Genomic DNA, 25,524 nt, shown 5'->3' on the forward strand with positions numbered 1-25,524 from the left:
GGAATGCGCTGTTTCATCGCTGTCCCGGTGCCCCCGGCGCTGGCCGTCACCCTGGGCCAACAGGCCGTGCCGGACCAGGGCCGGCGGTCCGCCGCCACCGATCTGCATCTGACCCTGGCGTTTCTTGGCGAGCGCGACCCGGATTGGGCGCGGCGGCTGTGGCCGGCACTGGCCGGCCTGGCCGCCGCCACCCCCGCTTTCAACCTGACCCTCACGGAAATCGGCCCCTTTCCCCACCGGGAAGGGCGCATCTGGGCGGCCCGGGCCGAGCCGGCGCCGCCGTTGATGGGCCTGCACCGGAACCTGTGGCGCTGTCTGGAGGAGAGTGGGGTGGCCGGGGAGGAGCGCGCCTTTCTGCCCCATGTGACCCTGGCCCGCCTGCCCGGACCCACCCGCGCCGCCCCCGTGCCCGGCCCCTGGCACTTGCCGGTGACGGAGCTGGTCTTCCAGGAGAGCCCGCCGGACGGCGGCGGCTACCGGACCCTGAAGCGCTGGGCCCTGCAATAACCCCGCCGCAGGGGTGCTTGTAGGAGCGACTTCAGTCGCGATGACGATGGCACGGCTGGTGATCGCGGCTAAAGCCGCTCCTACAGGGTTCCTAGGGGTGTTTGTAGGAGCGACTTCAGTCGCGATGAAGATGGCACGGCGGGTGATCGCGGCTGAAGCCGCTCCTACAGGGCTCCTAGGGGCGCTTGTAGGAGCGACTTTAGTCGCGATTAAGATGGCGCCGGAGGGGATCGCGGCTGAAGCCGCTCCTACAGTCATTTTCGGGCCGCGGGGATCGGCGTCCCGGATAGATGCGCGATGAGGTAAAAAAAGCCCGGCGCGAGGCCGGGCTTTTTTCGGGTTGGCGGATCGCGGGGATCAGCCTTCCTTGAGGGCGGTGGTGATGTCCACCACGGCGCCCTTGCCGTCGCCGAACAACATCAGGGTGTTGTCCTTGGCGAACAGCGGGTTGGGCAGGCCGGCGAAGCCCGGGCTCAGCGAGCGCTTCACCACCACCACGGTCCTGGCCTTGTCCACGTTGAGGATCGGCATGCCGTAAATCGGGCTGCCTTTGTCCTCGCGGGCCAGCGGGTTGGTCACGTCGTTGGCGCCGAGCACGATGGCCACGTCGGTTTGCTCGAAGGTCGGATTGATGGTGTCCATGTCCTTGAGCTTGTCGTAGGGCACTTCCGCTTCCGCCAGCAGCACGTTCATGTGACCGGGCATACGGCCCGCCACCGGGTGAATGGCGTACTCCACCTCGGTGCCATTGGCTTCCATGGTGTCGGCCAGGTCGCGCACCGCGTGCTGGGCCTGGGCCATGGCCAGGCCGAAGCCGGGCACGATCACCACCCGCTGGGCGGTTTCCAGGACCATGGCCACTTCCTCGGCGGAGGTGGACTTGATCTTGCCTTCGTAGACCTCGTCCTGATCCATGGCTTCGCCGGCTTCCGCCATCACGCCGAACAGCACGTTGGTGAGGGAGCGGTTCATGGCCTTACACATGATCTGCGTAAGGATCAGGCCGGAGGCGCCCACCAGGGACCCGGTGACGATCAGGGCGCTGTTGCCCATCACGAAACCGGCGGCGGAGGCGGCGAGACCGGAGTAGGAGTTGAGCAGCGCGATCACCACCGGCATGTCGGCGCCGCCGATGGGCAGCACCAGCAGCAGGCCGAGGACCGCGGCGGCGATGGCCAGCGCCCAGAACACCGTGGGGGTGCCGGGGTTGGCGACCAGATAGGCGATGGCCAGCACGGAGCCGATCAGCAGGATGGCGTTGACCACCTTCATGCCCGGGAAGCCCATGGGCTTGCCGTCGATCAGTTCCTGCAGCTTGGCGAACGCCACCAGGGAGCCGGTCAGGGTCACCGCGCCAATCAGCACCGCGGCGCCGGTGGCGATGATGCCCACCATGTCCGGATGGCCGCCACGGAAGAATTCCGCCGCCGCCACCGCGAAGGACGCGCCGCCACCGAAGCCGTTGAGCAGGGCCACCAGCTGGGGCATGGCGGTCATCTGTACTTTCTTGGCCAGGATGGCGCCGATCACGCCGCCGACGATGACGCCGGCGATGATGATTTCGTAGGTAACGATGTCGCGGTGCAGCAGGGTGATCACACAGGCCACGCCCATGCCGGCGGCCGCCAGCAGGTTGCCGCGCACGGCGGTCTTCGGCTTGGTCAGACCCTTGATGCCGAGGACGAAGAGAACCGCCGAAATCAGATAGGCGATATCAATCCAGTTATCGGAAATCTGCATGGGTTACTTCCTCTTGAACATCGCGAGCATGCGATTGGTGACCATGAAGCCGCCAATCACGTTGATGGTCGCCAGCACCACGGCGATAAAGCCGAGGACGTTGATCAACAGACCCGCGTCGGAGCCGGCGGCGATCAGCGCGCCCACCAGGGTAATGCCGGAGATGGCGTTGGAGCCGGACATCAAGGGGGTGTGCAGGGTCGGCGGTACCTTGGTGATCAGTTCCACACCGAGGAAGATGGCCAGCACAAAGAGGGTAAGCTGTGATACGAAGTCCATTACTTGTCCTCCTCGCCGTTGGAATCACCGCCTTCGGCGGGGGCTTCCGGTTCGGCTTTTTTCAGTTCCGGCAGGCCCAGCATCTCGCGCAGGCGCGCCTGCGGTACGTCGCCATCGTGACTGATCACGGTGTCGGCCACGATCTGGTCCTCGAAGTCCAGCTGCAGGTCGCCGTTGTCGTCGAGCAGCAGCTTGAGCAGGTTTTCCATGTTCTTGCCGAACATCTGGCTGGCATGGAAAGCCACGGAGGAGGGCACGTTGGTGGGGCCGATGATGGTGACGCCATGCTCAACCACGGTTTCGCCGGCCTGGGTCAGCTCGCAGTTGCCACCGCGCTCCGCCGCCAGATCGACAATCACCGAGCCGGGCTTCATGGCCTTGACCATGTCGGCGGTGACCAGAATCGGGCTCTTGGCGCCGGGTACCGCGGCGGTGGTGACCACCACGTCCATTTCCTTGATCACCTCGGTCATCAGCTCGCGCTGACGCTTGAGGAAATCCTCGCCCTGGGCCTTGGCGTAACCGCCGGAGCCTTCCGCTTCGCCGGTGTCCAGGTCCAGTTCCACCGGCTTGGCACCCACCGACAGAATCTGTTCACGGGCGGCCGGGCGAACGTCATAGGCTTCCACGATGGCGCCCAGGCGCTTGGCGGTGGCACAGGCCTGCAGGCCGGCCACACCGGCGCCCATCACGAACACCCGGGAGGCGTTCAGGGTACCGGCGGCGGTCATGTTCATCGGGAACATGCGGTGCGAGGCGTTGGCCGCCAGCAGCACGCATTTGTAGCCGGCGATCATGGCCATGGAAGACAGCACGTCCATGGACTGGGCCCGGGTGATGCGCGGCACCAGCTCCAGGGCGATGCCGGTCACCTTATGTTCGGCCAGGGTCTGGGCGAATTGCGGGTTGGCCAGCGGATCCGTCATGCCAATCAGGAACTGATCGGCTTTCAGGTTGTCCACGTCTTTATCGCCGTTGGTCGTATTGCTACCCGGAGTCTGCACTTGCAGGATAGCCCGAGCGTTGGAAAAGATCTGATCCCTGTCGACAAGCTTCGCACCGGCGGCTTCGTAATCGCCGTCCTGGAAGCCCGCCGCCTCGCCGGCGCCTCGTTCGATAAGAATCTCGACGCCTTGCTTTTTCAAAAGTGCGCCGACGTTGGCGGGCGTCAAAGCGACGCGCTCTTCGCCGGGGCAGATTTCCTTGGGTACACCGATAATCACCTGCGTTACCCCCATTTTATGGTTCGTTAAAACCGGTCCCGGGAATTTTCCGGGGACCTCGAAAAACGGCCGGTTTATCCAAACCGGCCGCTGAGCAGGGTGCTAACCTTATTGTGGAGCGACGAGCTTGGCAAACAGGAAATGGCCACCCACTGGACAAACGGTCAATAATTGAGCGGAAATATCAGCCTTTTTTCCGTTTTTCGTTCATTTTTTGTTCGACAATCGCCCGGTCCGAATCCTCCCGCATGTGTACGAACGGCTCCAGAATGGTGTTTCCGCGCACTTCCGCCTTGATCACGTGTAAAAAGGTGTAAGCACCGAGCAGCTTGCGGAACAGAAAGATGAATTCCTTGGGCGGCACGTCGAAATGCACCGACAAAGCGGTGCGGCTGGCCCGGTTCATGACCCGGTTCGGCAGGTCGCTCTCGCCCCACAGATACTCCCCACGATCATTCACCACCGACGGCGGCGGCGGGAACCGTTCCGGGTCCTGCAGTGCCTCGATGGCCTCGAAGCAGAGCGCGGCGAAATCGTCCAGCAACCGCTTCGGCACGTCACCGGAAAGAAAGCCCAGCGCGCGCATGGCGCGGGTCAGCCGCTCGCCGTCGTGGTACCAGGCGCCACGGATCATCTCCCGGCCGGGCCCCAGCACCTCGTCGTCGAAATCACGGATGGCGCCGAAATCCAGCAGCACGATCTGATCGCGGCCGTTCTCGTCCACGCGCATGAGGTAGTTGCCGAAGTTGGGATCGGTTTGCATTTTGTCCCACTCGAACACCTCCCGGCAGCACAGCTCCATGATCGCCCGGCCCAGGAAGTTACGACGCTCCTGGCTCAGCTCGGTGACCGAGGGGTCACTGATGTGCACGCCTTCCTCGTAGGACAGGCAGAGAATATTGTGGGTGGAGTAGTCCGCGAACACCTCCGGCACCACGAAACGGGGATCGTCGCGGAGGATTTCACGGAAGTGCCGGGTGGTGTGCGCTTCCAGATCGTAGTCCACCTCGCGGCCGAGCATGGCCCGTACTTCGTCCAGCCATTGATTGAACTGCTCGGTGATCGGCACCAGCCGGCTCAGCTTCAGCAGCCGCACCAGGGCGCGCATGTCCGAATCGATGGCGTTGGCCACCCCGGGATACTGGATCTTCAGCACCAGCTCGCGGCCGTCGCTTTTGCGCCGGGCCCGGTGCACCTGGGCCAGGCTGGCGGCGCCCAGGGGCTGCGGGTCCACCTCCAGATCACGCAGCTTGACGGTGCCCAGCTGCTGTTTCAGGTGTTTCTCCACCGCGGACCATTCCAGGGCGGTGGTGCTGTTTTCCAGGGTGTGCAGCGCGGCGGTGACTTCCTCGGGCAGGAAGTGCTCGCCGAACAGGGCCATCATTTGCCCGATCTTGACCACCGATCCCTTCAGCCGGCCCAGCTCATCGACCAGTTCCCGGGCGCGCTCGGACAGGTTCTCCCGGCGCCGGGCTTCCCGTTTGTCGGCGCTGCTGAACAGGCCGCCGGCGCTGGTGGTGGCGTAGCGCGCGCCGGCCAGAAAGCCGGCGCGGGCCATGGAAAAGCGGCGCTCCAGGGAGCCCGTTTTTACCCGTTTTACGGTTTTTCGTGCCATAGTGCCTCGCGGGTGGACGGCATCAAACGCCTGGCATTCTATCTTGCCCGGGCGTTCCAGTTATACAGGTGAGCGACTTCAATGCAGGGAAATGGCGCGAGCGGCCCGTCGGCGGACGGTATGACAACCTGGGTATTGCTGCGGGGTCTGGTCCGTGAGCAGGCCCATTGGGACGGTTTCGCCGAGCGCCTGGCCGGCGCTCTCGGCAACGGCCACCGGGTACTGCCGGTGGATCTGCCCGGCAACGGGGCGCTGCACCGTCGGGCCAGCCCCACCCGGGTGGCGGGGATGGTGGCGTGCCTGCGCGAGACCCTGCGCCAGCAGGGCGTGGAAGGCCCGGTGCGGCTGGTGGCCCTGTCCCTGGGCGGCATGGTGGCGGTGGAATGGCTGCGCCATCACCCGGAGGAAATCACCGCCGCCGCGCTGATCAACTCCAGCGCCGCCCCCTTCAGCCCGTTCTGGCGCCGGCTGCGGCCGCGCAATTACGGGCGCATTGTGTTCCAGGGCCTGCTGGCCCGGGACCGGGAAGCCCGGGAACGGATGATTCTGGAGATCACCACCAATCACCTGAGCGCCGAGGAGCGCGGCGTGATTGCCGAGCGCTTCGCCACCGTGAACGCCCTGCGGCCGGTGTCGGCGCTCAATACCGTGCGCCAGCTGTGGGCGGCGGCCCGCTTCCGGGCGCCGGCGGCGCTGCCCGCCGGCCCGGCGGTGCTGATCGTCAACGGCGCCGGGGATCGCCTGGTGCATCCGCGCTGCTCCCAGGTGCTGGCCCGGGCCTGGCGGCTGCCCCTGGCGGTGCACCGGGATGGCGGCCATGACCTGTCGCTGGACGCCCCGGACTGGCTGGCCGACACCCTGACCCAGTGGGCGCGCGGCGAGGGCGGCCGCTGACGGCCTTGCCGACAGCCGGGGCTTGACCCGGCCACGGCGGGCTCTTAGCGTGTACAGAACCCGCCGGTTCTGAGGCGTACCCGCAAGGAGAGCAGCGCATGGCCACCCCCGCCGAACGGGCCCGTCACCGGGCCGGCCCCCGCACACCGGTGGAACACATCTGGTTTGACCGTTACGCCCCCCACCGCCTGCAGGCCTGGCGGCGGGTCCAGGACCCGCTGGCCGACCGCTGCCTGACCGACATTCCCTTTCAACGGCCCTCCGGCCTGCTCGACGAGGTGGAGCGCCGTGCCGCCGAGCGGGGAGGGGTGTACCAGGATTTTCTCGACCACTGTTTCACGGTGCCCGGCTGGGTGGACTTCGAGGCCATGGAGCTGGGCCGGCGCATGTACCGCCGCCACGGCGCCCTGCAGGGACTGGTGCTGATGTGTTCCAGCCTGGTGGAGGGCTATGCCCACAACAAGCCGTCCCAGGTGCTGGTGGCCACCGGCCGTCTGCAGAAGGACGTGTCCCGGCGCATTTATGAAACCGGCCAGATGCTGCATAACATCGCCGCTCCGGAAGGCCTGCGCCCCGGCGGCCTGGGCCACCGCACCCTGATGGAGGTGCGCCTGCTGCACGCGGCGGTACGCCGCTTTCTGGCCGAGCGCGGCGACTGGGACCAGGCCCGCTATGACCTGCCGATCAATCAGGAGGACATGGCCGGCACGGTGCTGGAGTTCGATTACATGGTGGTGCGCGGCCTGAAACGGCTGGGGCTGCATATCAGCGTGGAGGAGCACCGGGCGATGCACTATTTCTGGCGCTATGCCGGTTACCTGCTGGGCGTGGACGAAGCGCTGCTGACCACCAGCGTGGAGGAACAGGAGGTGCTGGCGATGCAGCTAACGGCGCATCTCTATGAGCCCACCGGCGACAGCGAAATGCTGGCCAAGTCGCTGCTGCGCGACATGGCCAACAAGCCGCCGTTCCATCTGCCCTACGATGTGTTGCTGGCGTTCAGCCGGTTTCTGGTGGGCGACGAGGTGGCCGACGATCTCAAGCTGCACAGCAAGGTGTCGTCGGCGGCGGCGGTGCGCCTGGTTCGGGCCGGCCTGGGCGCCGCCAGCCTGGGCCAGCGGTTGCTGCCGGAAACGGCCAAGCGGCGCCTGGAGGATTTCAATCACGATCTCGGCCGGCGCACCCTCAAGGTGGGCCTGGGCAAGGACCCGGCCCGTTGGGGGTTCAAGGCGCTGAGCTAGGAACCCTCGCTGGCCACCCGCTGCTCGCGCAGCAGGCCGACCATGTCCGCCAGGATGTGGCCGGTTTCGCGCAGGTAGGGGTCCTGCTTCATGGGCTCCTCGCCGGCCTCCGGGTCCAGGGCACGCTGTTCTTCCAGCTTGCGCAGATCCTCCATCTTGGCGATCGGCTCCTCGCCCCGGTATTTACGCAGCGCGTTCTCGATGGCCAGCCGCTTCTCGTCGTACTGATCCTGCCAGGCCTTGCGCTGCTCCGCGTTCAGTGACAGCTCGTGGCGCTGGTTGGCATCGGCCACCAGATCACGCAGGTGCTCCACGTAGAGGAACTCCGGGTTGTCGCGGATACGCTTGTCGTGGCGTTCGCGCAGGGCCGGCAGCAACGGCATCAGGTCCTGGTAGCGCTCGTAATCCGCCGGCTGGATTTCGTCCCAGGGCAGGGCGTTGGGCAGGCTGCTTTCGCCCACCTGGTCCTTGTCGATCAGCGACGGCATGTTCACGTCCGGCACGATGCCCAGGTTCTGGTTGCTGGAACCGGACACCCGGTAGAACTTGGCGTTGGTCATCTTCAGTTTGCCGTGGTTCAGATCCAGCAGGGTCTGCACGGTGCCCTTGCCGTAGGTCTGATCCCCGACGATCAGGGCGCGGCCATAGTCCTGCATGGCGCCGGCGAAGATCTCCGAGGCCGAGGCGCTGTAGCGGTTGACCAGCACCGCCAGCGGCCCGGCATAGAGCATGCCCGGGTACTGGTCGTTCTCGACGCTGACCCGGCCGCCGGCTTCGCGCACCTGTACGGTGGGGCCCCGGTTGATGAACAGGCTGACCAGCTTGTTCACCTCCAGCAGGGAACCGCCGCCGTTATTGCGCAGGTCGATGACCAGGCCGTCCACGTTTTCCTTACGCAGCTCCACCAGCAGCTTGGCCACGTCGCGGGTAGTGCTGGTGTAGTTCGGGTCGCCCCGGTGGAAGGCGTTGAAGTCCATATAGAAGGCGGGGATCTCGATGATGCCCAGCTTCATGGTTTCGCCGTCGTGGTCGAATTCGATCACTTCCTTCTTGGCGGCCTGCTCCTCGAGCACCACCTTATTACGGGTGATGGTCACGGTGCGGGTGTCGTGCTCGCTGGCGCTGCCGGCGGGAATCACCTCCAGCTGCACATTGGAGCCCTTGGGCCCGCGGATCATGTCCACCACTTCGTCCAGCCGCATGCCGATCACATTGACCAGATCGTCGTCGTCCTGGCCCACCGCCACGATGCGGTCGGCGGGCTTGAGGCGGCCCTGCTTGGCGGCGGGGCCGCCGGGCACCAGCCGCACCACCTTGGTGTAACCGTCCTCGTACTGCAGCACCGCGCCGATGCCTTCCAGGGAGCGGCTCATGCTGATGTCGAAGTTTTCCGAGTTGTGCGGCGTGAAGTAATTGGTGTGCGGGTCGAAGGACTGGGCCAGGGCATTCATGTAGGTCTGGAACACGTCCTCGGAGGTGTTCTGGCGCACCCGGTTGAGCTGGCTCTCGTAGCGATTGGAGAGGCGTTCCTGGATGGCCGCGTCCTCGGTGCCGTTCAGGCGCATGGACAGCACCGCGTTTTTCAACTGGCGGCGCCAGATCGCGTCCAGGGCTTCATCGTCGGCGGCCCAGGGGGCTTCGCCACGGTCCACCAGCACCTCTTCGTCGCCGTCGAAATTCCAGTCCTCGAAACCACCCTTGATGTCGGCGAGGATTTCGGTGAGGCTCGCCTCCAGACGGGTCTGGAAGCGGTTGAAGATGGTGTAGCCGGCTTCCAGCTCGCCGTCCTCCAGCTGGTCATCCAACTTGTCCCGGTAGACCTGGAAGTCGTCGATGTCCTGGCGGGTGAAGTACAGGCGGTTGGGGTCCAGATCCTTGAGATACTGTTCCAGCACCCGCTCGGACAGGGCGTCGTCGAAGCTCAGCCGGCTGTAATGCAGGTCCAGCCGATCGACGATCTCCTCCGCGGCTTCCCGGTGCACGGCCTGGGGCTTGAGCGCGCCTTGCACTTCCGGGCCGGCTTTGAGGTCGCCGCCGACCTTGAGAGCGCCCCCCAGCAGCAGGGCCGCCAGGAACACGCCAAACAGCTTACGAAATACGAACATCGGCACACTCGATTTTATAATGGATCAAAGATTTTGCCCCAGTATAAGAGCCTGAGGAGCATCTTTACACCACATCCCCGCCCCCATAGGCAAGGCCGGCGCGGCACGACATACTGTGCCCTTTGCCTGGCCGAGGACCGGAGACCCCGTGCACCGCTTATTCACCGGCTTTTTTCTGATCGGCATCCTGGGTGCCCTGGCGCAGCTGCTGACCGGCGACCTGGAGGCGCCGTCGCGGGTGGTCACGGCGCTGTGGCAGGCCGCCGATCTGGCGGTGGAGGTCAGCCTGGGTCTGATCGGCGTGCTGGCGCTGTGGAGCGGGCTGTTCCGGCTCGCCGAGCAGAGCCGTCTGGCGGACCGCATGGCCGGCGCGGTGCGGCCGCTGCTGGGACGGCTGATGCCATCCCTGCGCCGGGACCCGGGGGCCGGCGGCGCGGTGTCCATGAATCTGGCCGCCAATATGCTGGGCCTGGACAATGCCGCCACCCCCCTGGGGCTGAAGGCCATGGAGGCGCTGCAACAGCATAATCCGGAGCCGCGCCGGGCCACCGACAGCCAGATCATGTTCCTGGTGCTGAACACCTCCTCGGTGACCCTGGTGCCGGTCACCGTGCTTTTGTACCGGGCCCAGCAGGGCGCCGCCGATCCGGCGGCGGTGTACCTGCCGATGCTGATGGCCACCACCGTATCCACCTTCGTGGGCGTGGCGCTCACCGCCCGGGTCCAGCGCATCCCGCTGCGCGACCCGCTGCTGTTGGCGGTGGCCGGCGGCTGGCTGTGCCTGCTCGGGTTGCTGGCCCTGGCGGTGTATTTGTCGCCGCCGGAGCTGGGGGCGGTGCTGTCGGGTCTGATCGGCAACGGCATCCTGCTGGCGGTGATCGCCGTGTTCTTCTGGGCCGCCTGGCGGGCCCGCATCGACAGCTACGATTGTTTCGTGGAGGGGGCCAAGGAAGGGTTCACCCTGGCGGTGAAGCTGATCCCCTATCTGGTGGCGATGCTCGCCGCCATTGCGATGCTGCGCGCCAGCGGCGCCCTGGAACTGTTTCTCGACGGCGTGCGCCACGGCGCCGCCGCCCTGGGCTGGGACACCCGCTTCGTGGACGCGCTGCCGGTGGCGCTTCTCAAACCGTTGAGCGGCTCCGGCGCCCGGGCGGCCATGCTTGATGTGATGCAGACTCAGGGGGTGGATTCCCTGGCCGGGCGCATGGCGGCGGTGATGCAGGGTTCCACGGAAACCACCTTCTATGTATTGGCGGTGTATTTCGGCAGTGTCGGCATCCGCGATATGCGTTACGCGCTGTGGTGCGGCCTGGGCGCGGACCTGGCCGGCCTGCTGGCCGCCATCGGTTTCAGTTACCTGTTTTTCGGTTGAGCGCTATCGCGGCTGAAGCCGCTCCTACAGCAGCAGCGCTTTTGTAGGAGCGGCTTCAGCCGCGATCCAGCCCCTGAATCTCGCGGAAGGTCAGATTCAAACGGGGCGCGTCGACCCGGCGGCGGCGGGGCAGGGCATGCTCGAAGTGGTGCTGAACCCGCGGCGACATCACCAGCAGGTCATCGTGGCGTAAAGTCAGCACCCGACACTGGCGGTGCTCGCCGTGGCGGCGCAGGGCGAAGTCCCGGGCCGCGCCCAGGTTGTAGGAGAGCACCCAGGGCATCGGGCCCAGCTCCGGTTCATTGTCCCGGTGCCAGCCCATGGTATCGTCGCCGTCGCGGTAGAGATTGGCGAGCACGCCATTGGGGGCGCGGCCGGTAAGGGCGCCCAGCCGGCGGCGCAGGGTGGTCAGCGCCTCGGGCCAGCCCCGGCCTTCGTGGACCAGGCCGGAGTAGCGATAGCGCACCCCGGGGTCCGCCAGCCAGCAGGTCAGGCGCGGCACCGGGTGCTGCCGGCCGAACACCCGCACCCGGGGGCGCTCCCAGGGCAATTCGTTACAAAGCGTGTGGAACAGGGCGTCGGCGTGATCGCCGAGAACCCCGGAAAAAAGCCACAACCGGGCGCCTTGGCCCAGCTCCGTGGGGGTCGGCCAGGTCGGCGGGCATGCTAGGCTGGAGTTGACACTCATGACGGGCTGCTCTATCTAACCGCTGTCGCCGGCGGCGACCTTACTTTACCGATCCGGGAGTCTAGCATGCTGCACGTCTACGACATTGAAAACGGCGTCCTGCGCGAGCGTGATGTGGCCGATCTGACCCCCGCCACCTCGGACGAGGCCAGCTGGATCGACCTGGTGGACGCCACCGACGAAGAGCGCCATCAGGTGCAGCACCTGTTCCGCCAGGCGCTGCCGGCCTCCGAGGACGTGGAGGAAATCGAGGCTTCCGCCCGCTTCTTCCATGACGAATACGGCCTGCACGTTCACTCCCTGTTCGTCTATCAGGCGGAAGGCCGCCATCGCACCGCCACCGTGGCCTTCGTGCTGCAACCCGGCCGCCTGCTCACCTTCCGTGACTCCCGCCTGCCGGATTTCCGGCTGATGCGCCTGCGGGTGCGGCGCGGCTGGGTGCGGGTGCAGGAACCGCTGGATATCCTGCTCAATATTCTCGAACAGAAAACCGAGAACCTGGCGGATACCCTGGAAGACATCCACCGGGACCTGGAGGATGTCAGCTATCTGGTGCTGGAGGATGAGGAAGCGGCACTGGAGGACGGCATCGAAAAGCTGGCCCACCTGGAGGACAGCAACGGCAAGGTGCGCCTTTGCCTGATGGACACCCAGCGTTCCATTTCCTTTATTCAGCGTTACGTGCGCGCCGACAAGGACCGCCGCCGCACCTGCTCGGAAATCCAGCATGACCTGGACACGCTGATGTCCCACGCCACCTTCCTGTTCGAGAAGATCAACTTCCTGATGGACTCCACCCAGGGCTTCATCAACATCGAACAGAACCAGATCATCAAGATCTTCTCCATCGCCGCCGTGGTGTTCCTGCCGCCGACCATGATCGCCAGCATCTACGGCATGAACTTCCGGGTAATGCCGGAGTTGCAGTGGGAGTTTGGCTATCCGATGGTGTTGGGTTTGATGGTGTTGTCGGGGATTGCGCCGTATTGGTATTTCAAGCGGAAGGGGTGGTTGTAGAAGAGAGTTGAAAGTTAAAAGTTAAAAGTTGAAAGGGGCACGGCGGTGATCTGAAGCCGCCCTTTTAACTTTGAACTTGTAACTTTCAACTGCCCTTCAAACCGACCATTTACCCTGTTCGTGGCTGACCCGGCCTTCGTCGCGGAGCTTGATCAAATGCGCTTCCAGCGACAGGCAGGCCACGCCGTGGAGGAAATCCGGTACGTCGGCGTAGACCCGGGTGACCAGTTCCTGCACCGTCACCGGGTCGTCGTCCAGGGCGTTGAACACCTTCTTTTCCCGTTCGCGGCGGTGGGCCAGGGTTTTGTCCACGGTGGCCATGGGGTCGACGATCAGGTCGCCGTGGCCCGGGGCCATGGTGTCGATGCGGTAGTCGCGCAGCAGCGCCAGGGAACTCATGTAGGCGGCCATGGAGCCGGAGGGCGGGGCGATCACCACGGTGGAACCCTGGATCAGATGGTCGCCGGTGAACAGCAGGGCCTGCTCGGTCATCAGGTAACAAAGATGGTTGCCCACATGGCCGGGGGTGGCGATCACTTCCACCTCCACGCCGCCGCAATCCAGTACTTCGCCATGGCGTAACCGCCGTTGCGGTGCCCAGCTTTCGTCCTGCAGACCGTCGTCCGGTGTGTCCGGCCCGAGCAGGGTGGCGCCGGTGGCCCGGGCCAGGGTGGCCGCGCCCGGCGAATGGTCGCGGTGGGTATGGGTAACCAGGATCTGTTCGATGGGTTTACCCAGGGCGCCGGCGGCATCGACCAGGGCACGGGTGTGCTCCTGGTCCACCGGACCCGGGTCGATCACCGTGAGGGTCCGGTCACCGACCAGATAACTGTTGGTGCCGGGCCCGGTCATCATTCCCGGATTGCGGCCAAGCACCCGCCAGGCGTGGGGGCCGATGGGGGTGGCTTGGCCAGGAATGAGCGCTGCCATGATCTCTCCTACCCGCTGCTGTGCGTGGGAAGGCCGGCATTGTGAACCGTTCGATTTGCCTTGGCCAGCCCCTTGCACGGTGGGCGGCTAGTGGCCGTAGACTTCCACGCTCAGCACCCGCAGACGCCAGCGCTGGGCCTGGATATCGGGAGCGGGGCGGGGCACCGACAGATTGAGCGGGTAGCGGCCGCCGGGCGGAATATGCATGGAGACCGTTTGCGGCGCCTGGTAGAGCACTTCGCAGGTCTTCGCCGGCGGGCAATGCAGGGCCTCGGCCACCAGTTGCACCCGCGCCACCGGAAATTCACCCTGGTTGGCGATGTCGCCGGTGAGCCGGTAGGTGGTTTCGGTGCCGTGCACCGACTGCACGTTGGCGATCACGCTCTCCGGTGCCGCCGGCACGCGCCTTTCCTGTTCGGTGAACAGGGTGGCGAAGGCGAACAGGGTGCCGGACACCACCACCCCGGCCAGGGCCAGGTAAAAAGGCCGCCGGCCCGCTTGCCAGCTGCCCCAGAGCAGTATCACCACCGCCACGGACACGGTCACAATCAGCAGGAAACGCATGTTTTTCGGAACTCCCCGGTGGCGGCCCGGCACCACCATCATGGCAAGGCAATCGGGCCGATAGCTTTCTTCTCACTGCGCTCTTCTTATAATCACTGTCGCGTCATGTAAAGGAGAACACACATGCTGATCGTTGTTTCACCGGCGAAAACCCTGGATTACGAAACGCCGCTGCCCGCCGTGCGCGCCACCCAGCCGCGCCTGCTGGAGGACAGCGAAGTACTGGTGGAGCGGGCCCGGGCCCTGTCCCCCGCCGACATCGCCGGGCTGATGAAGGTCAGCGACAAGATCGCCCATCTCAACGCGGAACGGTTCGCCCAGTGGTCGCGGCCGTTCGACAAGAACAACGCCCGGCCGGCGCTGTTCGCGTTCAAGGGCGATGTCTATACCGGCCTGGATGTGTCCCGCTTCGACGGCGATGACCTGAAGGCGGCGCAGCAACGGCTGCGCATTCTCAGCGGCCTGTACGGACTGCTGCGGCCGCTGGATCTGATGCAGCCCTACCGCCTGGAAATGGGCACCCGGCTGGACAACGAGCGCGGCAAGGACCTGTACCAGTTCTGGGGCGAGACCATCACCGACCAGCTGGCCAGCGACATGAAAGCGGCGGACACCGAGGTGCTGATCAACCTGGCGTCCAACGAGTATTTCAAATCCGTGCACCCGAAACGGCTGCCGGGCCCGGTGATCGAGCCGGTGTTCCAGGATGAGAAGAATGGCAAGTACAAGGTGATCAGCTTCTACGCCAAGAAGGCGCGGGGGCTGATGGCGGCGTGGATACTGCAAAACCGGGTGGAAAAGCCTGCGGACCTGAAAAAATTCCGCGAGGCGGGTTATCGCTATGACAAGGAGGCGTCCACCGATACCCGGCCGGTGTTCCGGCGCCCGGAACAGTAGCGGCCAGCGCCGCCCGAGGGCGGCGCCGAGGTTGCCGGTCAGTGTTGCACGATGCTGCCATCGTCGTCGTAGAACGGGTAACTGCCCCGTTCGTCGTGGTCCTCCGGACCCACCAGGGACGGTGAGAACACACACAGCACGGTCATGCCTTCCTCGCTGCTGAGGATGTGCTTCTGGTTCTTGTCCAGGGCATAGAGCACGCCGGGCTTCAGGTCCCAGCTGCCGCCCTCGGTGAGGTCCTCGATGCGGCCTTCGCCTTCCATGCAGATCACCGTTTCCTTGTGGTTGCGGTACCACATGTGCAGCGACTGGCCCGGCTTGATGTAGGTTTCGTGCACCGAATGCCCCATGCCGTCGGCGCGCAGGGTGTAACGGCGGCTGACGAATTTCTCTTCGTCCACTTGCGAATTCTTGGCGTCCTTACGGTCTCTGACGATCATCCTGGTCTCCTTGTCAGGGCTAATGTGAATCAAGCGTACTTTCCATCAGGCGTACTGGGCCGGGTCCGGCACACTGGGAAAGCGCGCCGGGAAGGCGTTCATGTAGGCGTGGCAGGCGCGCAGCACCTTCGGGTCCTGATAGCGGCCGGACACGATCTGCATGCCCACCGGCAAGCCCGCGTCGGTGACACCACAGGGCACCGAGGCGGCCGGCTGCTGGGTCAAATTGAACGGGTAGGAAAACGGCGTCCATTGTTCCCAGTCGGTCAGTTCACCATCCGGCGGCACATTGTGATTGGCCTGGAACGGCTCGATGGGCACCGTGGGCGTCACCAGCAGGTCGTAGCGCTCGGTGAAGTGCTCCATGCTCTCGGTGAGCGCGGCCCGGTCGGCCAGGGCCCGGAAATAGTCCAGCGCGGTGCACTTTTCCGCCCGTTTGCCGTCCGCCACCAGGCCCGGGTCCAGCCGTTGCTGCTCGCTGGCGTCGCTGCTGGCGAGAATCTGCTGGGAGGCGGTGAACCAGAGAATGCGAAAGGTCTCCAGGGGCGATTCGAACCCGGGGTGCACTTCCTCCACCCGGGCACCCAGCTCCTCCAGCCGGCGTACCGCGTCGCGCACCCGCCCGGCGATCTCCGGATCGACCCGGGCGTAGCCCAGATCCGGCGAGTAGGCGATGGTCAGACCGTCCAGGTCGTCGCCCAGCTCGGCGCCCCAGTCCCGCGGCTGGCCCCGGGTGGCATAGGGGTCCCGGTAGTCATAGCGGCCGATCACATTGAGCATGCTCACCGCGTCGCCGACGGTGCGGGTGAGCGGGCCGATGTGCGACAGGGTGGGGGCCTTGGCCGGCGGCCACTGGGGCGTCCAGCCGAAGGTGGGCTTGAAGCCGAACACACCGGTGAAGCTGGCGGGAATGCGGATGGAACCGCCGGAGTCGCCACCCTGATGCAGCACGCCCATATTCAGCGCCGCCGCCACCGCCGCGCCACCGGAGGAGCCGCCCGGGGTCAGGCTGGTGTCCCAGGGGTTCAGGGTGGTGCCGTAGACCCGGTTGTCGGTGACCGCTTTCCAGCCGAATTCCGGCGTGTTGGTTTTGCCCAGCAGCACCGCGCCGGCCTCGCGCAGCTTGCGCGCCGGCGGCGCATCCTGGTCGCACAGGTCGCCGGGTACCGTCAGTGAGCCTTCCCGGGCGGGCATGCCGGCCACTTCGGTGAGGTCCTTGAGCGACACCGGCAGCCCGTCGATGGCGCTCAGCGGTTTGCCCTGGCCCCAGCGGCGGGCGGAGGCACGGGCGGCCTGTTCGGCGCCTTCCCGGTCCACGTAAGTGTAAGCATTGACCTGGTCATTGAATCGATCGATGCGCTCCAGGGCCGCCCGGGCGGCTTCCAGGGGCGAGGCCTTGCCGTTTTCAAACAGGCGGGTGAGGGTGGCGCCGTCCAGGGTACCGAGATCGGTGTCGTCCACGTCCATGTCCTCCTGGTGGTTGCGGAAACTAGTCGATATTCCGCGCCCACCCTAAGGGCGACTCCGGTCAGCGCAACCGACGGCGGGCCGGCGGGTCCGCCCCGAAACGGCGCGAGGCCCGTCATGACGGGCCTCGCGGGGATTGCTAAAAGCGGTAAAAGGGCGGCGGTCAGGTCCAGTCGCTTTCGAAATCCTCCGGTTTAACCACCAGTACATCGTTGCCGGTACGGGTCAGCAGGGATTCGGCGGTGGCGCCCAACAGCAGCCGTTCCACGGTGTTGCGGCGCACCGTGCCCACCACCAGCAGGTCACAGCCTTCTTCCTCGCAGTAATCCACCAGGGTGCGGGTGACCGGACCTTCCAGCAGGGTGGTGTTCTGGTCCGGCAGGTTCTCGCGCCGGGCGAACTCGGCCAGCGCCTTGGCGTGGTAGTCGCGGATGCTGTTGGCGCTGGCGGCGTACTCCGGCAGTGCTTCGCCGGCCACCAGCAGCAGGCTTTCGTCCGGGTGCTCCAGCACATGCACGGCTTCCAGTTCGCCGTGCAGCTGTTCGCTCCAGTAGCGCGCCTGATGGATTACCGCCGCGTCCAGGCCGCCGGGCTGTTCTTCCGGTTCCACCGCGGCGGTGATGCGCGGCGGGTCGCTCCAGGCCGGCGAGTGCACGCACAGCACCGCGCAGGGGGCATGGCGGATCAGCAGCCAGTCACGGGGGGTGAACAGGTGCCGTTTCAGGGTGCCTTCCTCACTGGTGTGCACCACGATCAGCGAAGGCTTGCACTCCAGCACCGTCTCGCGCAGGGCGGTTTCCGCGTCCCGATGGGCGCCCACCCGTTTTTCCACCTTGGTCTCGCCGACCAGATCGTCGATGCGTTTTTCCCAGGCCCGGGCGATCTGGCGCTCCGCGTTTTGCTGGCGCTGCTCGTCGAAACCCACCGCCCGGCGCATGGCCGAGGAGTCGCTGTTCACCGCCACCGTCAGCGGCAGGCCTGCGGCCCGGGCCAGCCGCATGGCTTTTTCCAGGGCCGGCTGGGGCGCTTTCAGATCACGGTCGAGAAAAACCAGAATACCGTTGTTGGCGTTCATACTGCGGGTCCTCGTTGAAGACGCGGATGTGCCCAAGGCACGCTCAATCCCGGCGGCGGGGTGGCCTCAGGCGTTTTCCACCGGATGCAGGCCAGTGCTGCCGCACAGTGCCGGACGATCCAGAATCTCCACCTCACGGCCGTCCACCCACAGCATTTTCTGCTGCTGGAAGCGGGTGAAAATGCGGCTCACGGTTTCCACCGCCAGACCCAGGTAGTTGGCGATGTCATAGCGCGACATGGGCAGGCGGAAACGCTTGTTGCTCAGGCCACGGCGCTGCTGGCGTGCCGCCAGGGACAGCAGCAGTGATGCCACCCGGTCATCGGCGCTTTTCTTGCTGAGCAGCATGTGCAGTTCCCGGTCGGCACGGATTTCCTTGCTCATCAGGCCGAAGAAATGGTGCTGCAGGGTGGGGATTTTCTGGGACAAATCTTCCAGGCGCTGGAACGGAATCTCACACACGGTGGAAGTTTCCAGGGCCTTGGCGTTGGACAGGTGGCGGGCGGTGCTGATGCCGTCCATGCCGAGGATTTCACCGGGCAGATAGAAGCCGGTGACCTGCTCCTCGCCCTCGTCGGACAACACATAGGTTTTAAGCGCGCCGGAGCGCACCGCGTACACCGAATTGAAGCCATCGGCGGCGCGGAAAAGATGCTCGCCACGCTTAAGCGGCCGGCCACGCTGGATAATCTGATCAAGCTGGTCGAGCTGGGCGGGTGCCACCGCCAGTGGGAGACAGATGGGGCTCAGGCTGCAATCGTTACAGGATACCGTCCTAGGCATGTGGACCCCTTCATCTTGGCTGCGTATCAAAGTAGCTGCGTAAGTCATTATAAAAGGCCTTATTGGCTGAACAAGGGCGGACGCCGCAAAAAAAGCGAAACGTCCTTAAATAATCCGGCTGAAACGCTCCCCCTGGGCGTTTGCGGTGAATCGGTCGAACGGCTGCACCAGAGCCCGCGCCACCAGACGCCCGGCGTCGGTGATCACCAGCTGGCTGCCTTCCATGGTGAGCAGACCCAGGCTTTCGAATTCACCCAGGGCTTCCAGGGCGTCGGCGAAATAATCGGTGAAGTCCACTTCCCAGCGCTCGCGGAAGGCGGCCAGGTCCAGCCGCAGGTCGCACAGCAGGCCCATGATCACCGAGCGGCGAAGTTCGTCGTCCCGGTTCAGACGGTAGCCGCGCTCCAGCGGCCAGTGGCCGGCCATCACCTCCTGCTGCCAGTCTTCCAGCCGTTTCGGCGCCTGGGTGTAGAGATTGCCCAGATCGCTGATCGAGCTGACGCCGAAGCCGATCAAATCGGCGTCGCCGTGCAGGGTGTAGCCCTGGAAGTTGCGGTGCAGGCGGCCTTCGCGGCGGGCCACCGCCATTTCATCGTCCGGCAGGGCGAAGTGGTCCATGCCGATCAGGTCGTAACCGGCCTGCTGCAACAATTCGCCGGCACGCAGCTGCATCGCCAGTTTCTCCGACGGGCTGGGCAGGGTGCGCTCGGCGATTTGTCGCTGAACCTTGAAACGCGCCGGCAGGTGCGCGTAGTTGTACAGGGAAATGCGCCCAGGACGCAGTTCGACCAGCTGTTCCAGGGAGCGCGCCAGGCTCGACTCGCTCTGCCAGGGCAGCCCGTAGATCATGTCCGCGTTAAGGGAATGGAAGCCGAAATCGGCGGCGTCCTCGAACACCCGGCGGATCATGTCCAGGGGTTGGACCCGGTTGACCGCCTGCTGCACGCGAGGGTCCAGGTCCTGCACGCCGAGACTGAGCCGGTTGAAACCCAGGCCCCTGATCAGGCCCAGGCGGGAGCGGTCCACGGTGCGTGGATCGATCTCCATGGCGTAATCGCCCCGGTCATCCTCCAGCAGACGGAAGTAGCGAGCCAGGTCATAGACCAGCTCGGTGATCTGCGCGTCATTGAGGAAGGTGGGGGTACCGCCACCCCAGTGCATCTGCACCACCGGCCGCTGCGGATCGACCAGCGCCGCCTTGGCGCGCAGTTCGGTCTTCAGATAGGACAGGTACTCCGCGGCCCGCTGGCGGTTGCCGGTGACAATGCGGTTGCAGGCACAGTAGTAGCACACCGTGGCGCAGAACGGGATGTGGCAGTAAATGGACAGATCACGGTGTTGCCGATTACCGGCCTCCACCGCGTCGGCCACCTGGGCGGGCCGTATCTCCTCGTGAAACTGTGTGGCCGGTGGATAGGAGGTATAGCGGGCCCCGGGCCCGCCGAAGCGGCGAATCAGATCCGGGTTCCAGAGGGTCATGGCAAAGCTCCAGGTCAGGTACAGGCGCCATCATGCCAGGGCCGCTCGCGGCCACCTTGATACAGGTCAACCGCGCCGCGCTCAGCAGAACGGCAGCGGCAGGGCGCCGTGGCCGCCCCACAGGCCCTGTACCAGGAACCACACCGCCAGACCCAGGCTGGCGGCGCCGGCCCAGCGCCGCCGGCGACCGCCATCCCCGGCCAGCCGGCCGCCGGCCACGCCGGCCAGTGCCACCGGCGCCACCGTGACCAGACCGAAGGTCAGCATCACCAGGGCGCCGGCGGCGGGGTGGCCGGTGGTGGCGGCCAGCAGCAGGGCGGAGTACACCAGGCCGCAGGGCAGCAGGCCCCAGAGCGCGCCCAGGGCCAGCGCCTTGTAGCTGCGGTCCACCGGCAGCAGCCGGTCGGACAGCGGCTTGAGCCGCCGCCACAGCCGCGCGCCGGGCCGTTCCAGCCGGCGCAGCAGGGCGCCGTGGCCAAGAAAATGCCAGGCCAGCAGGCCCATCAGCAGGGCCGAGAACAGCGCCGGCCAGGCCGGCCCGCCGCCGGGCAGGCGGCCCAGCAGGGCCCCGCCCAGAGCACCGGACAGGGCCCCCAGTATCATATAGGCGCTGACCCGGCCGGCGCCGAACAGGGCCTGCCAGTACCACAGCCGGCCGCCGGCCCGGCGTTGGGCGGGAATGGCGAAGGTCAGGGCGGCACCGATGCCGCCGCACATGCCGGCGCAGTGCAGCAGCCCGCCCAGGGCCAGCATCAGCGCCCCCATCACCAGGGGCAGCACGGTTTGCAGCGTCGGCAGGGCGTCAATCATGGTCCCGGTCCTCGAACACCACCCGCCAGGCTTCGTGGTCCAGGTCCTCGAACTGGCCCCGGCGGATGGCCCAGAACAGCGCCCACAGGGCCAGGCCCAGGAACAGCAGCGCCAGGGGAATCAGCAGAATGATGATGGCCATCGGGACAACCTCGCCGCGTTGAAGGTAACGATCAGGGAACTGGCCGACATGCCCAGAGCCGCCGCCCAGGGCGGTACCCAGCCGGCCATGGCCAGGGGCACCGCCAGCAGGTTGTAGCCCAGCGCCCAGGTCAGGTTCTGGTTGATGCGGTTGCGCGCCTTGCGGGCCAGCCGTGGCAGCCGGGTGAGCGGCGTCAGGTCGGCGCGCAGCAGGTAAAGGCCGGCGGCCCGGCGGGCCAGGCTGGTGGAATTGGCGGTGGCCACGGACACCGATGCTTCCAACAGCGCCGGCGCGTCGTTGATGCCGTCGCCGACCATCACCTGGGGGCCTTCGTCCCGTTGCAGCGCGCGCAGCCAGTCCACTTTCTGCTCCGGGGTGCAGCGCGCCCGGTACTGGTCCAGCCCCAGCTTGCCGGCCAGGGCCGCCACCGCCGCCTCGCCATCGCCGCTGGCCAGGCGCAGCTGCCAGCCGCGCTGGCGCCAGGCCTCCAGCAGCGGCGCCGCCTCCGGCCGGGTGCGGTCGCGCAGGAACAGCAACAGCCGGGGCACGCCGTCCTCGCGCAGCAGCAGCGCCGAGGTGCCGGCGGGGGCGGCGGCGTCGCCGGGCGCCGGGCCAATTTCCCACAGCCGCCCCTGCTGGCGGCCGCTGGCGCCGCCGGTGAGCACCCGCACTTCGCTCAGGTGGGCCGCCGGCAGATCGTCGAAGGCCCGCGCCAGCGGGTGCGGGTGGCCGTGCTCCAGGGCCGCCGCCACCGCCAGCAGGTCGCGGTGATGGTCCGGGTCCTGGTCGCCGTCCGGGGTGCGGCTGCCGGCCAGCTCGAAGCGGCCCTCGGTGAGGGTGCCGGTTTTGTCGAACAGGGCGCCTCGCACCCGGTCCAGGGCCAGCAATTGCGCCGGTGACGCCACCAGCACGCCGTCCTTGAGTGCCGCCCCCAGGGTGGCGGACACGGTCAGCGGTACCGCCAGGGCCAGGGCACAGGGGCAGGTCACCACCAGTACCGCCAGGGTATGTTCGAACGCCAGCGCCGGGCCGGAGGACCAGTGCAGCGCCAGGGTGATCGCCGCCAGGCCCAGCACCGCCAGGGTGAACAGGGGCGCCACCCGGCCCCAGTCGCGCACCAGCGGCAGCCGTTCGCTTTGCGCCCGCGACACCTGCTCGCCGATGCGTGCCACCAGGCTATCGGCCGCCGGCGCGGCGGCGTCCAGCAGCAGCGCGCCTTCCACCAGCCGGGCGCCGGCGTGCAGCAGGTCGCCGGCGCCGGCCGGGCGCGGCAGGGGTTCACCGGTGAGGGCGCTTTCCGCCACCTGGGCGGTGCCTTCCACCACCACGCCATCCACCGGAATCACCTCGCCCTGGCTCAGCGACAGACGGTCGCCGGCGCGCACCTGGCGGCTCGCCACCCAGGTTTCGCCGTCACCGTCCAGGCGCCGTACCACCAGCGGCAGGGCGTCCTCCAGGCGCCGCCAGGTGGCACGCACCCGGTGCCGCTGGCGCTGTTCCAGCCAGCGGCTGAGCAGCAGGAAAAACACGAACATGGCGGCGGAGTCGAAATACACATGGCCGCCACCCATGGCCATGTTCACCAGCGAGCCGGACCAGGCCAGGCCCAGGGCCAGGGCCACCGGCAGGTCCATGCCCGGATGGCCGGCGCGCAGGCCGCGCCAGGCGCCCTGGAAGAACGGCCAGCCGGCGTAGAACACCACCGGCGTGGCGACCAGGAAACTGGCGATGCGGAACACCCAGGCGTAGATCTCATCGTCGCCGTCCAGCACGCCCAGGTAGAGCGCGGCGGAATACATCATGGCCTGCATGGCGCCAAGGCCCGCCAGGGCCAGACGGCCGAGCAGGCGGCGGGCTTCGCGGCGCTGGTCGGCCTCGGCGACCGGGTCACCGGGCAGGGTCACGCCGTAGCCCAGCTTGAGCAGCCGTTCGGCCACCGCCCGGGGTACCTCGGGGCGGTGATAGGTCAGGGTCAGGGTCATGGCGGCCAGATTGGTGCGCACCGAGACCACCCCGGGGATGTCGCCGGCGGCTTTCTCGATCAGCCAGCAGCAGGCGGCGCAGGTCAGCCCGGACAGGGCCAGGGTCAGGCGTTCACCGGCCGGGTCCGGTTGGCGGTGGGCGGCCAGCAGCTCGGGAACGTCGAACAGGGCCAGGGCGCGGTCGCGCTCCTCCAGGTCCGGGGCGGCGGCGCCGTCGGCGCCACGCAGGCGGTAATAATCATCCAGGCCCAGATCGTGGATCAGGGCCATGGCGGCGGCGCAGCCGGGGCAGCAGGCGGGGCGTTCGCCGCCGTCGCCTGGAGCCAGAAACGGCGGGGTGGGTGCCACCTCGCCGCAATGCGCGCACAGTATCGTCACCGGGGCGGCCCCATGGCGCCCAATTGAGCGCCGTCCGGGCCCAGCCGCAGCCGGTGATAGAGGCGCCAGGCGCCGCCGGGCGGTGCCAGGGTGACGCTCCATTCGCCGGCCTCCGGCAGGGCGTCGTCGGCGGCATAGAGGCCGTCGCCGAGATGGCGCAGCAGCAGGTGGCGGTCACGGTCGGCGAACGCCGGGTGGCGCAGGCTCAGCTCCAACTGGTCCGGCCAGGGCACCGCGATCTGGCTGCTCAGCCGTACCCGGCCGTCCTGGTCCAGGGCGGCGCTCAGCCCCAGGCGGGCGGCCCGGTTCTCCGCTTCCAGGGAGCGGTTGATGGCCTTGCCGTCGCGGTACCAGTTGTCGTCCACGGTGCTGTCCGCGTAGGTGATGGCGATGGCCAGGGTCACCAGCCCGCCAATGATGGCCGAGGCGGGCAGGGCGATCACCAGCCACACCAGCGGGTGGCGGTACCAGGGCGCCTCAGGAGCGGGGGGCGATAAAGCGGGATTCATGGGCCATCTCCATATCGGGGGCCTCCGCGTCGGCGCCCTGAACGGCGCGCACACGGAAACGGATGTCGGCGGATTCCACCGCGCCGGCGTAGGGATCGGCGCTCACCGTCACCGGCAGGCTGCGGTGCTCGCCGGCACTCAGGGTGAAGCGGCGGGGAGCGTTCACCAGGGTCAGGCCGGCGGGGGCTTCCAGGCTCAGCTGGTAGCTGTGCGGGCTCTGGTCCTTGTTGAGGATCTCCAGCCGGTAGCTGTTCTCGATGGTGCCGCTGCCGGTGACCCGGTACAGCTGGTTGCGGTCGCGCAGCACATCCACCTGCAGCGGCACCCGGGTTACCAGGCTGCCGGCGAACAGGCCGATCAACACCAGGATCACCGCCCCATAGGCCAGCAGCCGTGGGCGCAGCAGATGGGTTTGGCGACCGTCAAGGGCGTTCTCGGTGGTGTAGCGGATCAGGCCCTTGGGCCGGCCGATCCGTTCCATCACCTGATCACAGGCGTCCACGCAGGCGGCGCAGGTGACGCACTCGTACTGCAGGCCGTCGCGGATATCGATGCCGGTGGGGCAGACCTGCACGCACAGGGCGCAGTCCACGCAGTCGCCGGCGGGCTCCTCGCTGTGCTTGCGGGCACCGCGCCGGCGCGGTTCGCCCCGGGCCTGGTCGTAGCTGACGATCAGGGTGTCGCGGTCGAACATAACGCTCTGAAAGCGCGCGTAGGGGCACATGTACAGGCACACCTGCTCGCGCATGAAACCGGCGTTGCCGTAGGTGGCGAAGGTAAAGAAGCCGATCCAGAACAGCCCCCAGCCGCCCACCTGACCGGTGAAGAAGTCAGGCACCAGCTCGCGGATCGGTGAGAAATAGCCGACGAAGGTGAGGCCGGTGGCCAGCGCCAGCACCAGCCAGGAGACATGCTTGCCGGTCCGGCGCGCCACCTTGCCGAGCCGCAGCGGTGCCTTGTCCAGCTTGATGCGCTGATGGCGGTCGCCTTCGAAGAACTGTTCGATGGCCATGAACCAGCGGGTCCAGGCGGTCTGCGGGCAGACATAGCCGCAGTACACCCGGCCGGCGAACACGGTGACGAAAAACAGGGCCAGGGCGGAGATGATCAGTGCCCAGGCCAGGAACAGAAAATCCTGGGGCCAGAAAGTAATGCCGAAAATGTTGAAACGGCGGTCCGGCAGGTTGAACAGAATCGCCTGCCGGCCGTTCCAGGTAAGCCAGGGGAGCACCAGGTAGAGCACCACCACCACCCGCACACTGGCGTCGCGCAGACGCTGGTAGTGCCCTTTCACATCCTTGATCTGGATGCGCTGCCGTTTGGCGTACAGCCCGTTGGCTTCGGGGTGGGATTGTTCCACCGGTATGCGGCGCCCTGCGTTCATGGG

The 25,524-nt window shown here is 66.7% G+C and carries 24 protein-coding genes; 6 read left to right on the top strand and 18 right to left on the bottom strand.

Annotated elements, in window-relative coordinates:
* Positions 1-3 precede the first annotated feature (3 nt).
* Entirely contained in the window at positions 4-507 is a 504-nt protein-coding gene (thpR, locus tag FGS76_RS04410) for an RNA 2',3'-cyclic phosphodiesterase (RefSeq protein ID WP_170214395.1), read from the top strand.
* 357 nt (positions 508-864) lie between these two features.
* Here thpR and FGS76_RS04415 read toward each other — a convergent pair whose 3' ends face one another.
* The 4 genes from FGS76_RS04415 to FGS76_RS04430 form a co-directional block, all read right to left on the bottom strand.
* Positions 865-2,247, bottom strand: a complete 1,383-nt coding sequence (locus tag FGS76_RS04415) for an NAD(P)(+) transhydrogenase (Re/Si-specific) subunit beta (protein WP_240692413.1) — start codon at positions 2,245-2,247, stop codon at positions 865-867.
* Positions 2,248-2,250: 3 nt separating this feature from the next.
* Entirely contained in the window at positions 2,251-2,526 is a 276-nt protein-coding gene (locus tag FGS76_RS04420; protein ID WP_067611132.1) for an NAD(P) transhydrogenase subunit alpha part 2, read from the bottom strand.
* Positions 2,526-3,749: a Re/Si-specific NAD(P)(+) transhydrogenase subunit alpha gene (locus FGS76_RS04425; RefSeq protein WP_138771458.1), complete on the bottom strand. Its 1,224-nt coding sequence runs from the start codon at positions 3,747-3,749 to the stop codon at positions 2,526-2,528. The genes FGS76_RS04420 and FGS76_RS04425 overlap by 1 nt, the downstream gene beginning before the upstream one ends.
* A 184-nt stretch (positions 3,750-3,933) precedes the next feature.
* Complete coding sequence (locus FGS76_RS04430; protein ID WP_138771414.1) at positions 3,934-5,364, bottom strand: ABC1 kinase family protein; 1,431 nt, start codon at positions 5,362-5,364, stop codon at positions 3,934-3,936.
* A gap of 120 nt (positions 5,365-5,484) precedes the next feature.
* On the opposite strand from FGS76_RS04430, the gene FGS76_RS04435 reads away from it, so the two are divergent.
* Together FGS76_RS04435 and FGS76_RS04440 are read left to right on the top strand one after the other, a co-directional pair.
* Positions 5,485-6,258, top strand: a complete 774-nt coding sequence (locus tag FGS76_RS04435) for an alpha/beta fold hydrolase (RefSeq protein ID WP_138771415.1) — start codon at positions 5,485-5,487, stop codon at positions 6,256-6,258.
* 98 nt (positions 6,259-6,356) lie between these two features.
* Complete coding sequence (locus FGS76_RS04440; protein WP_138771416.1) at positions 6,357-7,499, top strand: oxygenase MpaB family protein; 1,143 nt, start codon at positions 6,357-6,359, stop codon at positions 7,497-7,499.
* On the opposite strand, the gene FGS76_RS04445 is transcribed toward FGS76_RS04440, so the two are convergent.
* Positions 7,496-9,604, bottom strand: coding sequence for a carboxy terminal-processing peptidase (locus tag FGS76_RS04445; RefSeq protein ID WP_138771417.1), 2,109 nt, complete (start codon positions 9,602-9,604; stop codon positions 7,496-7,498). The two genes, FGS76_RS04440 and FGS76_RS04445, sit on opposite strands and share 4 nt — an antisense overlap.
* Positions 9,605-9,752: 148 nt before the next feature.
* On the opposite strand from FGS76_RS04445, the gene FGS76_RS04450 reads away from it, so the two are divergent.
* Complete coding sequence (locus FGS76_RS04450; RefSeq protein WP_138771418.1) at positions 9,753-10,976, top strand: nucleoside recognition domain-containing protein; 1,224 nt, start codon at positions 9,753-9,755, stop codon at positions 10,974-10,976.
* A gap of 55 nt (positions 10,977-11,031) precedes the next feature.
* Here FGS76_RS04450 and FGS76_RS04455 read toward each other — a convergent pair whose 3' ends face one another.
* On the bottom strand, positions 11,032-11,664 hold the full coding sequence (locus FGS76_RS04455; RefSeq protein WP_138771419.1) for an alpha-ketoglutarate-dependent dioxygenase AlkB family protein: 633 nt from the start codon (positions 11,662-11,664) through the stop codon (positions 11,032-11,034).
* A 66-nt stretch (positions 11,665-11,730) separates the two neighbouring features.
* Between FGS76_RS04455 and corA the strand changes: the two genes are divergently transcribed.
* Positions 11,731-12,681 (top strand): magnesium/cobalt transporter CorA, encoded by a 951-nt coding sequence (corA, locus tag FGS76_RS04460; protein ID WP_138771420.1) that lies wholly within the window; start codon positions 11,731-11,733, stop codon positions 12,679-12,681.
* Between the two features lie 96 nt (positions 12,682-12,777).
* Here the strand turns inward: corA and FGS76_RS04465 are convergent, their stop codons facing one another.
* Both FGS76_RS04465 and FGS76_RS04470 read right to left on the bottom strand, forming a co-directional pair.
* Positions 12,778-13,611 carry an MBL fold metallo-hydrolase gene (locus FGS76_RS04465; RefSeq protein ID WP_138771421.1) on the bottom strand — a complete coding sequence of 278 codons (834 nt, stop codon included), beginning with the start codon at positions 13,609-13,611 and terminating at the stop codon, positions 12,778-12,780.
* A gap of 87 nt (positions 13,612-13,698) precedes the next feature.
* On the bottom strand, positions 13,699-14,175 hold the full coding sequence (locus tag FGS76_RS04470) for a hypothetical protein (protein WP_138771422.1): 477 nt from the start codon (positions 14,173-14,175) through the stop codon (positions 13,699-13,701).
* A 123-nt stretch (positions 14,176-14,298) separates the two neighbouring features.
* Between FGS76_RS04470 and yaaA the strand changes: the two genes are divergently transcribed.
* Complete coding sequence (gene yaaA, locus FGS76_RS04475; protein WP_138771423.1) at positions 14,299-15,072, top strand: peroxide stress protein YaaA; 774 nt, start codon at positions 14,299-14,301, stop codon at positions 15,070-15,072.
* A 38-nt stretch (positions 15,073-15,110) separates the two neighbouring features.
* Here the strand turns inward: yaaA and FGS76_RS04480 are convergent, their stop codons facing one another.
* From FGS76_RS04480 to ccoG, 10 genes are all read right to left on the bottom strand, one after another.
* Complete coding sequence (locus FGS76_RS04480) at positions 15,111-15,512, bottom strand: ectoine synthase (RefSeq protein WP_138771424.1); 402 nt, start codon at positions 15,510-15,512, stop codon at positions 15,111-15,113.
* Between the two features lie 45 nt (positions 15,513-15,557).
* Positions 15,558-16,973 carry an amidase gene (locus FGS76_RS04485; RefSeq protein WP_205717175.1) on the bottom strand — a complete coding sequence of 472 codons (1,416 nt, stop codon included), beginning with the start codon at positions 16,971-16,973 and terminating at the stop codon, positions 15,558-15,560.
* Positions 16,974-17,142: 169 nt separating this feature from the next.
* Entirely contained in the window at positions 17,143-18,054 is a 912-nt protein-coding gene (locus FGS76_RS04490) for a universal stress protein (RefSeq protein ID WP_138771426.1), read from the bottom strand.
* 66 nt (positions 18,055-18,120) lie between these two features.
* Entirely contained in the window at positions 18,121-18,837 is a 717-nt protein-coding gene (fnr, locus tag FGS76_RS04495) for a fumarate/nitrate reduction transcriptional regulator Fnr (protein WP_138771427.1), read from the bottom strand.
* Positions 18,838-18,942: 105 nt separating this feature from the next.
* Positions 18,943-20,316, bottom strand: coding sequence for an oxygen-independent coproporphyrinogen III oxidase (gene hemN / locus FGS76_RS04500; protein ID WP_138771428.1), 1,374 nt, complete (start codon positions 20,314-20,316; stop codon positions 18,943-18,945).
* Between the two features lie 81 nt (positions 20,317-20,397).
* A complete protein-coding gene (locus FGS76_RS04505; protein WP_240692414.1) occupies positions 20,398-21,126 on the bottom strand; it encodes a sulfite exporter TauE/SafE family protein in 729 nt (242 codons plus the stop codon).
* Positions 21,119-21,268: a cbb3-type cytochrome oxidase assembly protein CcoS gene (gene ccoS, locus FGS76_RS04510; RefSeq protein WP_138771429.1), complete on the bottom strand. Its 150-nt coding sequence runs from the start codon at positions 21,266-21,268 to the stop codon at positions 21,119-21,121. The genes FGS76_RS04505 and ccoS overlap by 8 nt, the downstream gene beginning before the upstream one ends.
* On the bottom strand, positions 21,247-23,628 hold the full coding sequence (locus FGS76_RS04515) for a heavy metal translocating P-type ATPase (RefSeq protein WP_240692415.1): 2,382 nt from the start codon (positions 23,626-23,628) through the stop codon (positions 21,247-21,249). The genes ccoS and FGS76_RS04515 overlap by 22 nt, the downstream gene beginning before the upstream one ends.
* Positions 23,625-24,137, bottom strand: coding sequence for a FixH family protein (locus FGS76_RS04520; protein WP_138771431.1), 513 nt, complete (start codon positions 24,135-24,137; stop codon positions 23,625-23,627). Before FGS76_RS04520 ends, FGS76_RS04515 begins: the two co-directional genes overlap by 4 nt.
* On the bottom strand, positions 24,106-25,521 hold the full coding sequence (ccoG, locus tag FGS76_RS04525; protein WP_138771432.1) for a cytochrome c oxidase accessory protein CcoG: 1,416 nt from the start codon (positions 25,519-25,521) through the stop codon (positions 24,106-24,108). Before ccoG ends, FGS76_RS04520 begins: the two co-directional genes overlap by 32 nt.
* Between the last annotated feature and the right edge of the window lie 3 nt (positions 25,522-25,524).

The sequence above is a fragment of the Alloalcanivorax gelatiniphagus genome (assembly GCF_005938655.1).
GTDB lineage: Bacteria > Pseudomonadota > Gammaproteobacteria > Pseudomonadales > Alcanivoracaceae > Alloalcanivorax > Alloalcanivorax gelatiniphagus.

Bases quoted from the DNA above. Each gene is read 5' to 3' on its own strand.
- thpR (WP_170214395.1), top strand. From the start codon at position 4: ATGCGCTGTTTCATCGCTGTCCCGGTGCCCCCGGCGCTGGCCGTCACC.
- FGS76_RS04415 (WP_240692413.1), bottom strand. From the start codon at position 2,247: ATGCAGATTTCCGATAACTGGATTGATATCGCCTATCTGATTTCGGCG.
- FGS76_RS04420 (WP_067611132.1), bottom strand. From the start codon at position 2,526: ATGGACTTCGTATCACAGCTTACCCTCTTTGTGCTGGCCATCTTCCTC.
- FGS76_RS04430 (WP_138771414.1), bottom strand. From the start codon at position 5,364: ATGGCACGAAAAACCGTAAAACGGGTAAAAACGGGCTCCCTGGAGCGC.
- FGS76_RS04435 (WP_138771415.1), top strand. From the start codon at position 5,485: ATGACAACCTGGGTATTGCTGCGGGGTCTGGTCCGTGAGCAGGCCCAT.
- FGS76_RS04440 (WP_138771416.1), top strand. From the start codon at position 6,357: ATGGCCACCCCCGCCGAACGGGCCCGTCACCGGGCCGGCCCCCGCACA.
- FGS76_RS04445 (WP_138771417.1), bottom strand. From the start codon at position 9,604: ATGTTCGTATTTCGTAAGCTGTTTGGCGTGTTCCTGGCGGCCCTGCTG.
- FGS76_RS04455 (WP_138771419.1), bottom strand. From the start codon at position 11,664: ATGAGTGTCAACTCCAGCCTAGCATGCCCGCCGACCTGGCCGACCCCC.
- corA (WP_138771420.1), top strand. From the start codon at position 11,731: ATGCTGCACGTCTACGACATTGAAAACGGCGTCCTGCGCGAGCGTGAT.
- FGS76_RS04465 (WP_138771421.1), bottom strand. From the start codon at position 13,611: ATGGCAGCGCTCATTCCTGGCCAAGCCACCCCCATCGGCCCCCACGCC.
- FGS76_RS04470 (WP_138771422.1), bottom strand. From the start codon at position 14,175: ATGCGTTTCCTGCTGATTGTGACCGTGTCCGTGGCGGTGGTGATACTG.
- yaaA (WP_138771423.1), top strand. From the start codon at position 14,299: ATGCTGATCGTTGTTTCACCGGCGAAAACCCTGGATTACGAAACGCCG.
- FGS76_RS04480 (WP_138771424.1), bottom strand. From the start codon at position 15,512: ATGATCGTCAGAGACCGTAAGGACGCCAAGAATTCGCAAGTGGACGAA.
- FGS76_RS04490 (WP_138771426.1), bottom strand. From the start codon at position 18,054: ATGAACGCCAACAACGGTATTCTGGTTTTTCTCGACCGTGATCTGAAA.
- fnr (WP_138771427.1), bottom strand. From the start codon at position 18,837: ATGCCTAGGACGGTATCCTGTAACGATTGCAGCCTGAGCCCCATCTGT.
- hemN (WP_138771428.1), bottom strand. From the start codon at position 20,316: ATGACCCTCTGGAACCCGGATCTGATTCGCCGCTTCGGCGGGCCCGGG.
- FGS76_RS04505 (WP_240692414.1), bottom strand. From the start codon at position 21,126: ATGATTGACGCCCTGCCGACGCTGCAAACCGTGCTGCCCCTGGTGATG.
- ccoS (WP_138771429.1), bottom strand. From the start codon at position 21,268: ATGGCCATCATCATTCTGCTGATTCCCCTGGCGCTGCTGTTCCTGGGC.
- FGS76_RS04520 (WP_138771431.1), bottom strand. From the start codon at position 24,137: ATGAATCCCGCTTTATCGCCCCCCGCTCCTGAGGCGCCCTGGTACCGC.
- ccoG (WP_138771432.1), bottom strand. From the start codon at position 25,521: ATGAACGCAGGGCGCCGCATACCGGTGGAACAATCCCACCCCGAAGCC.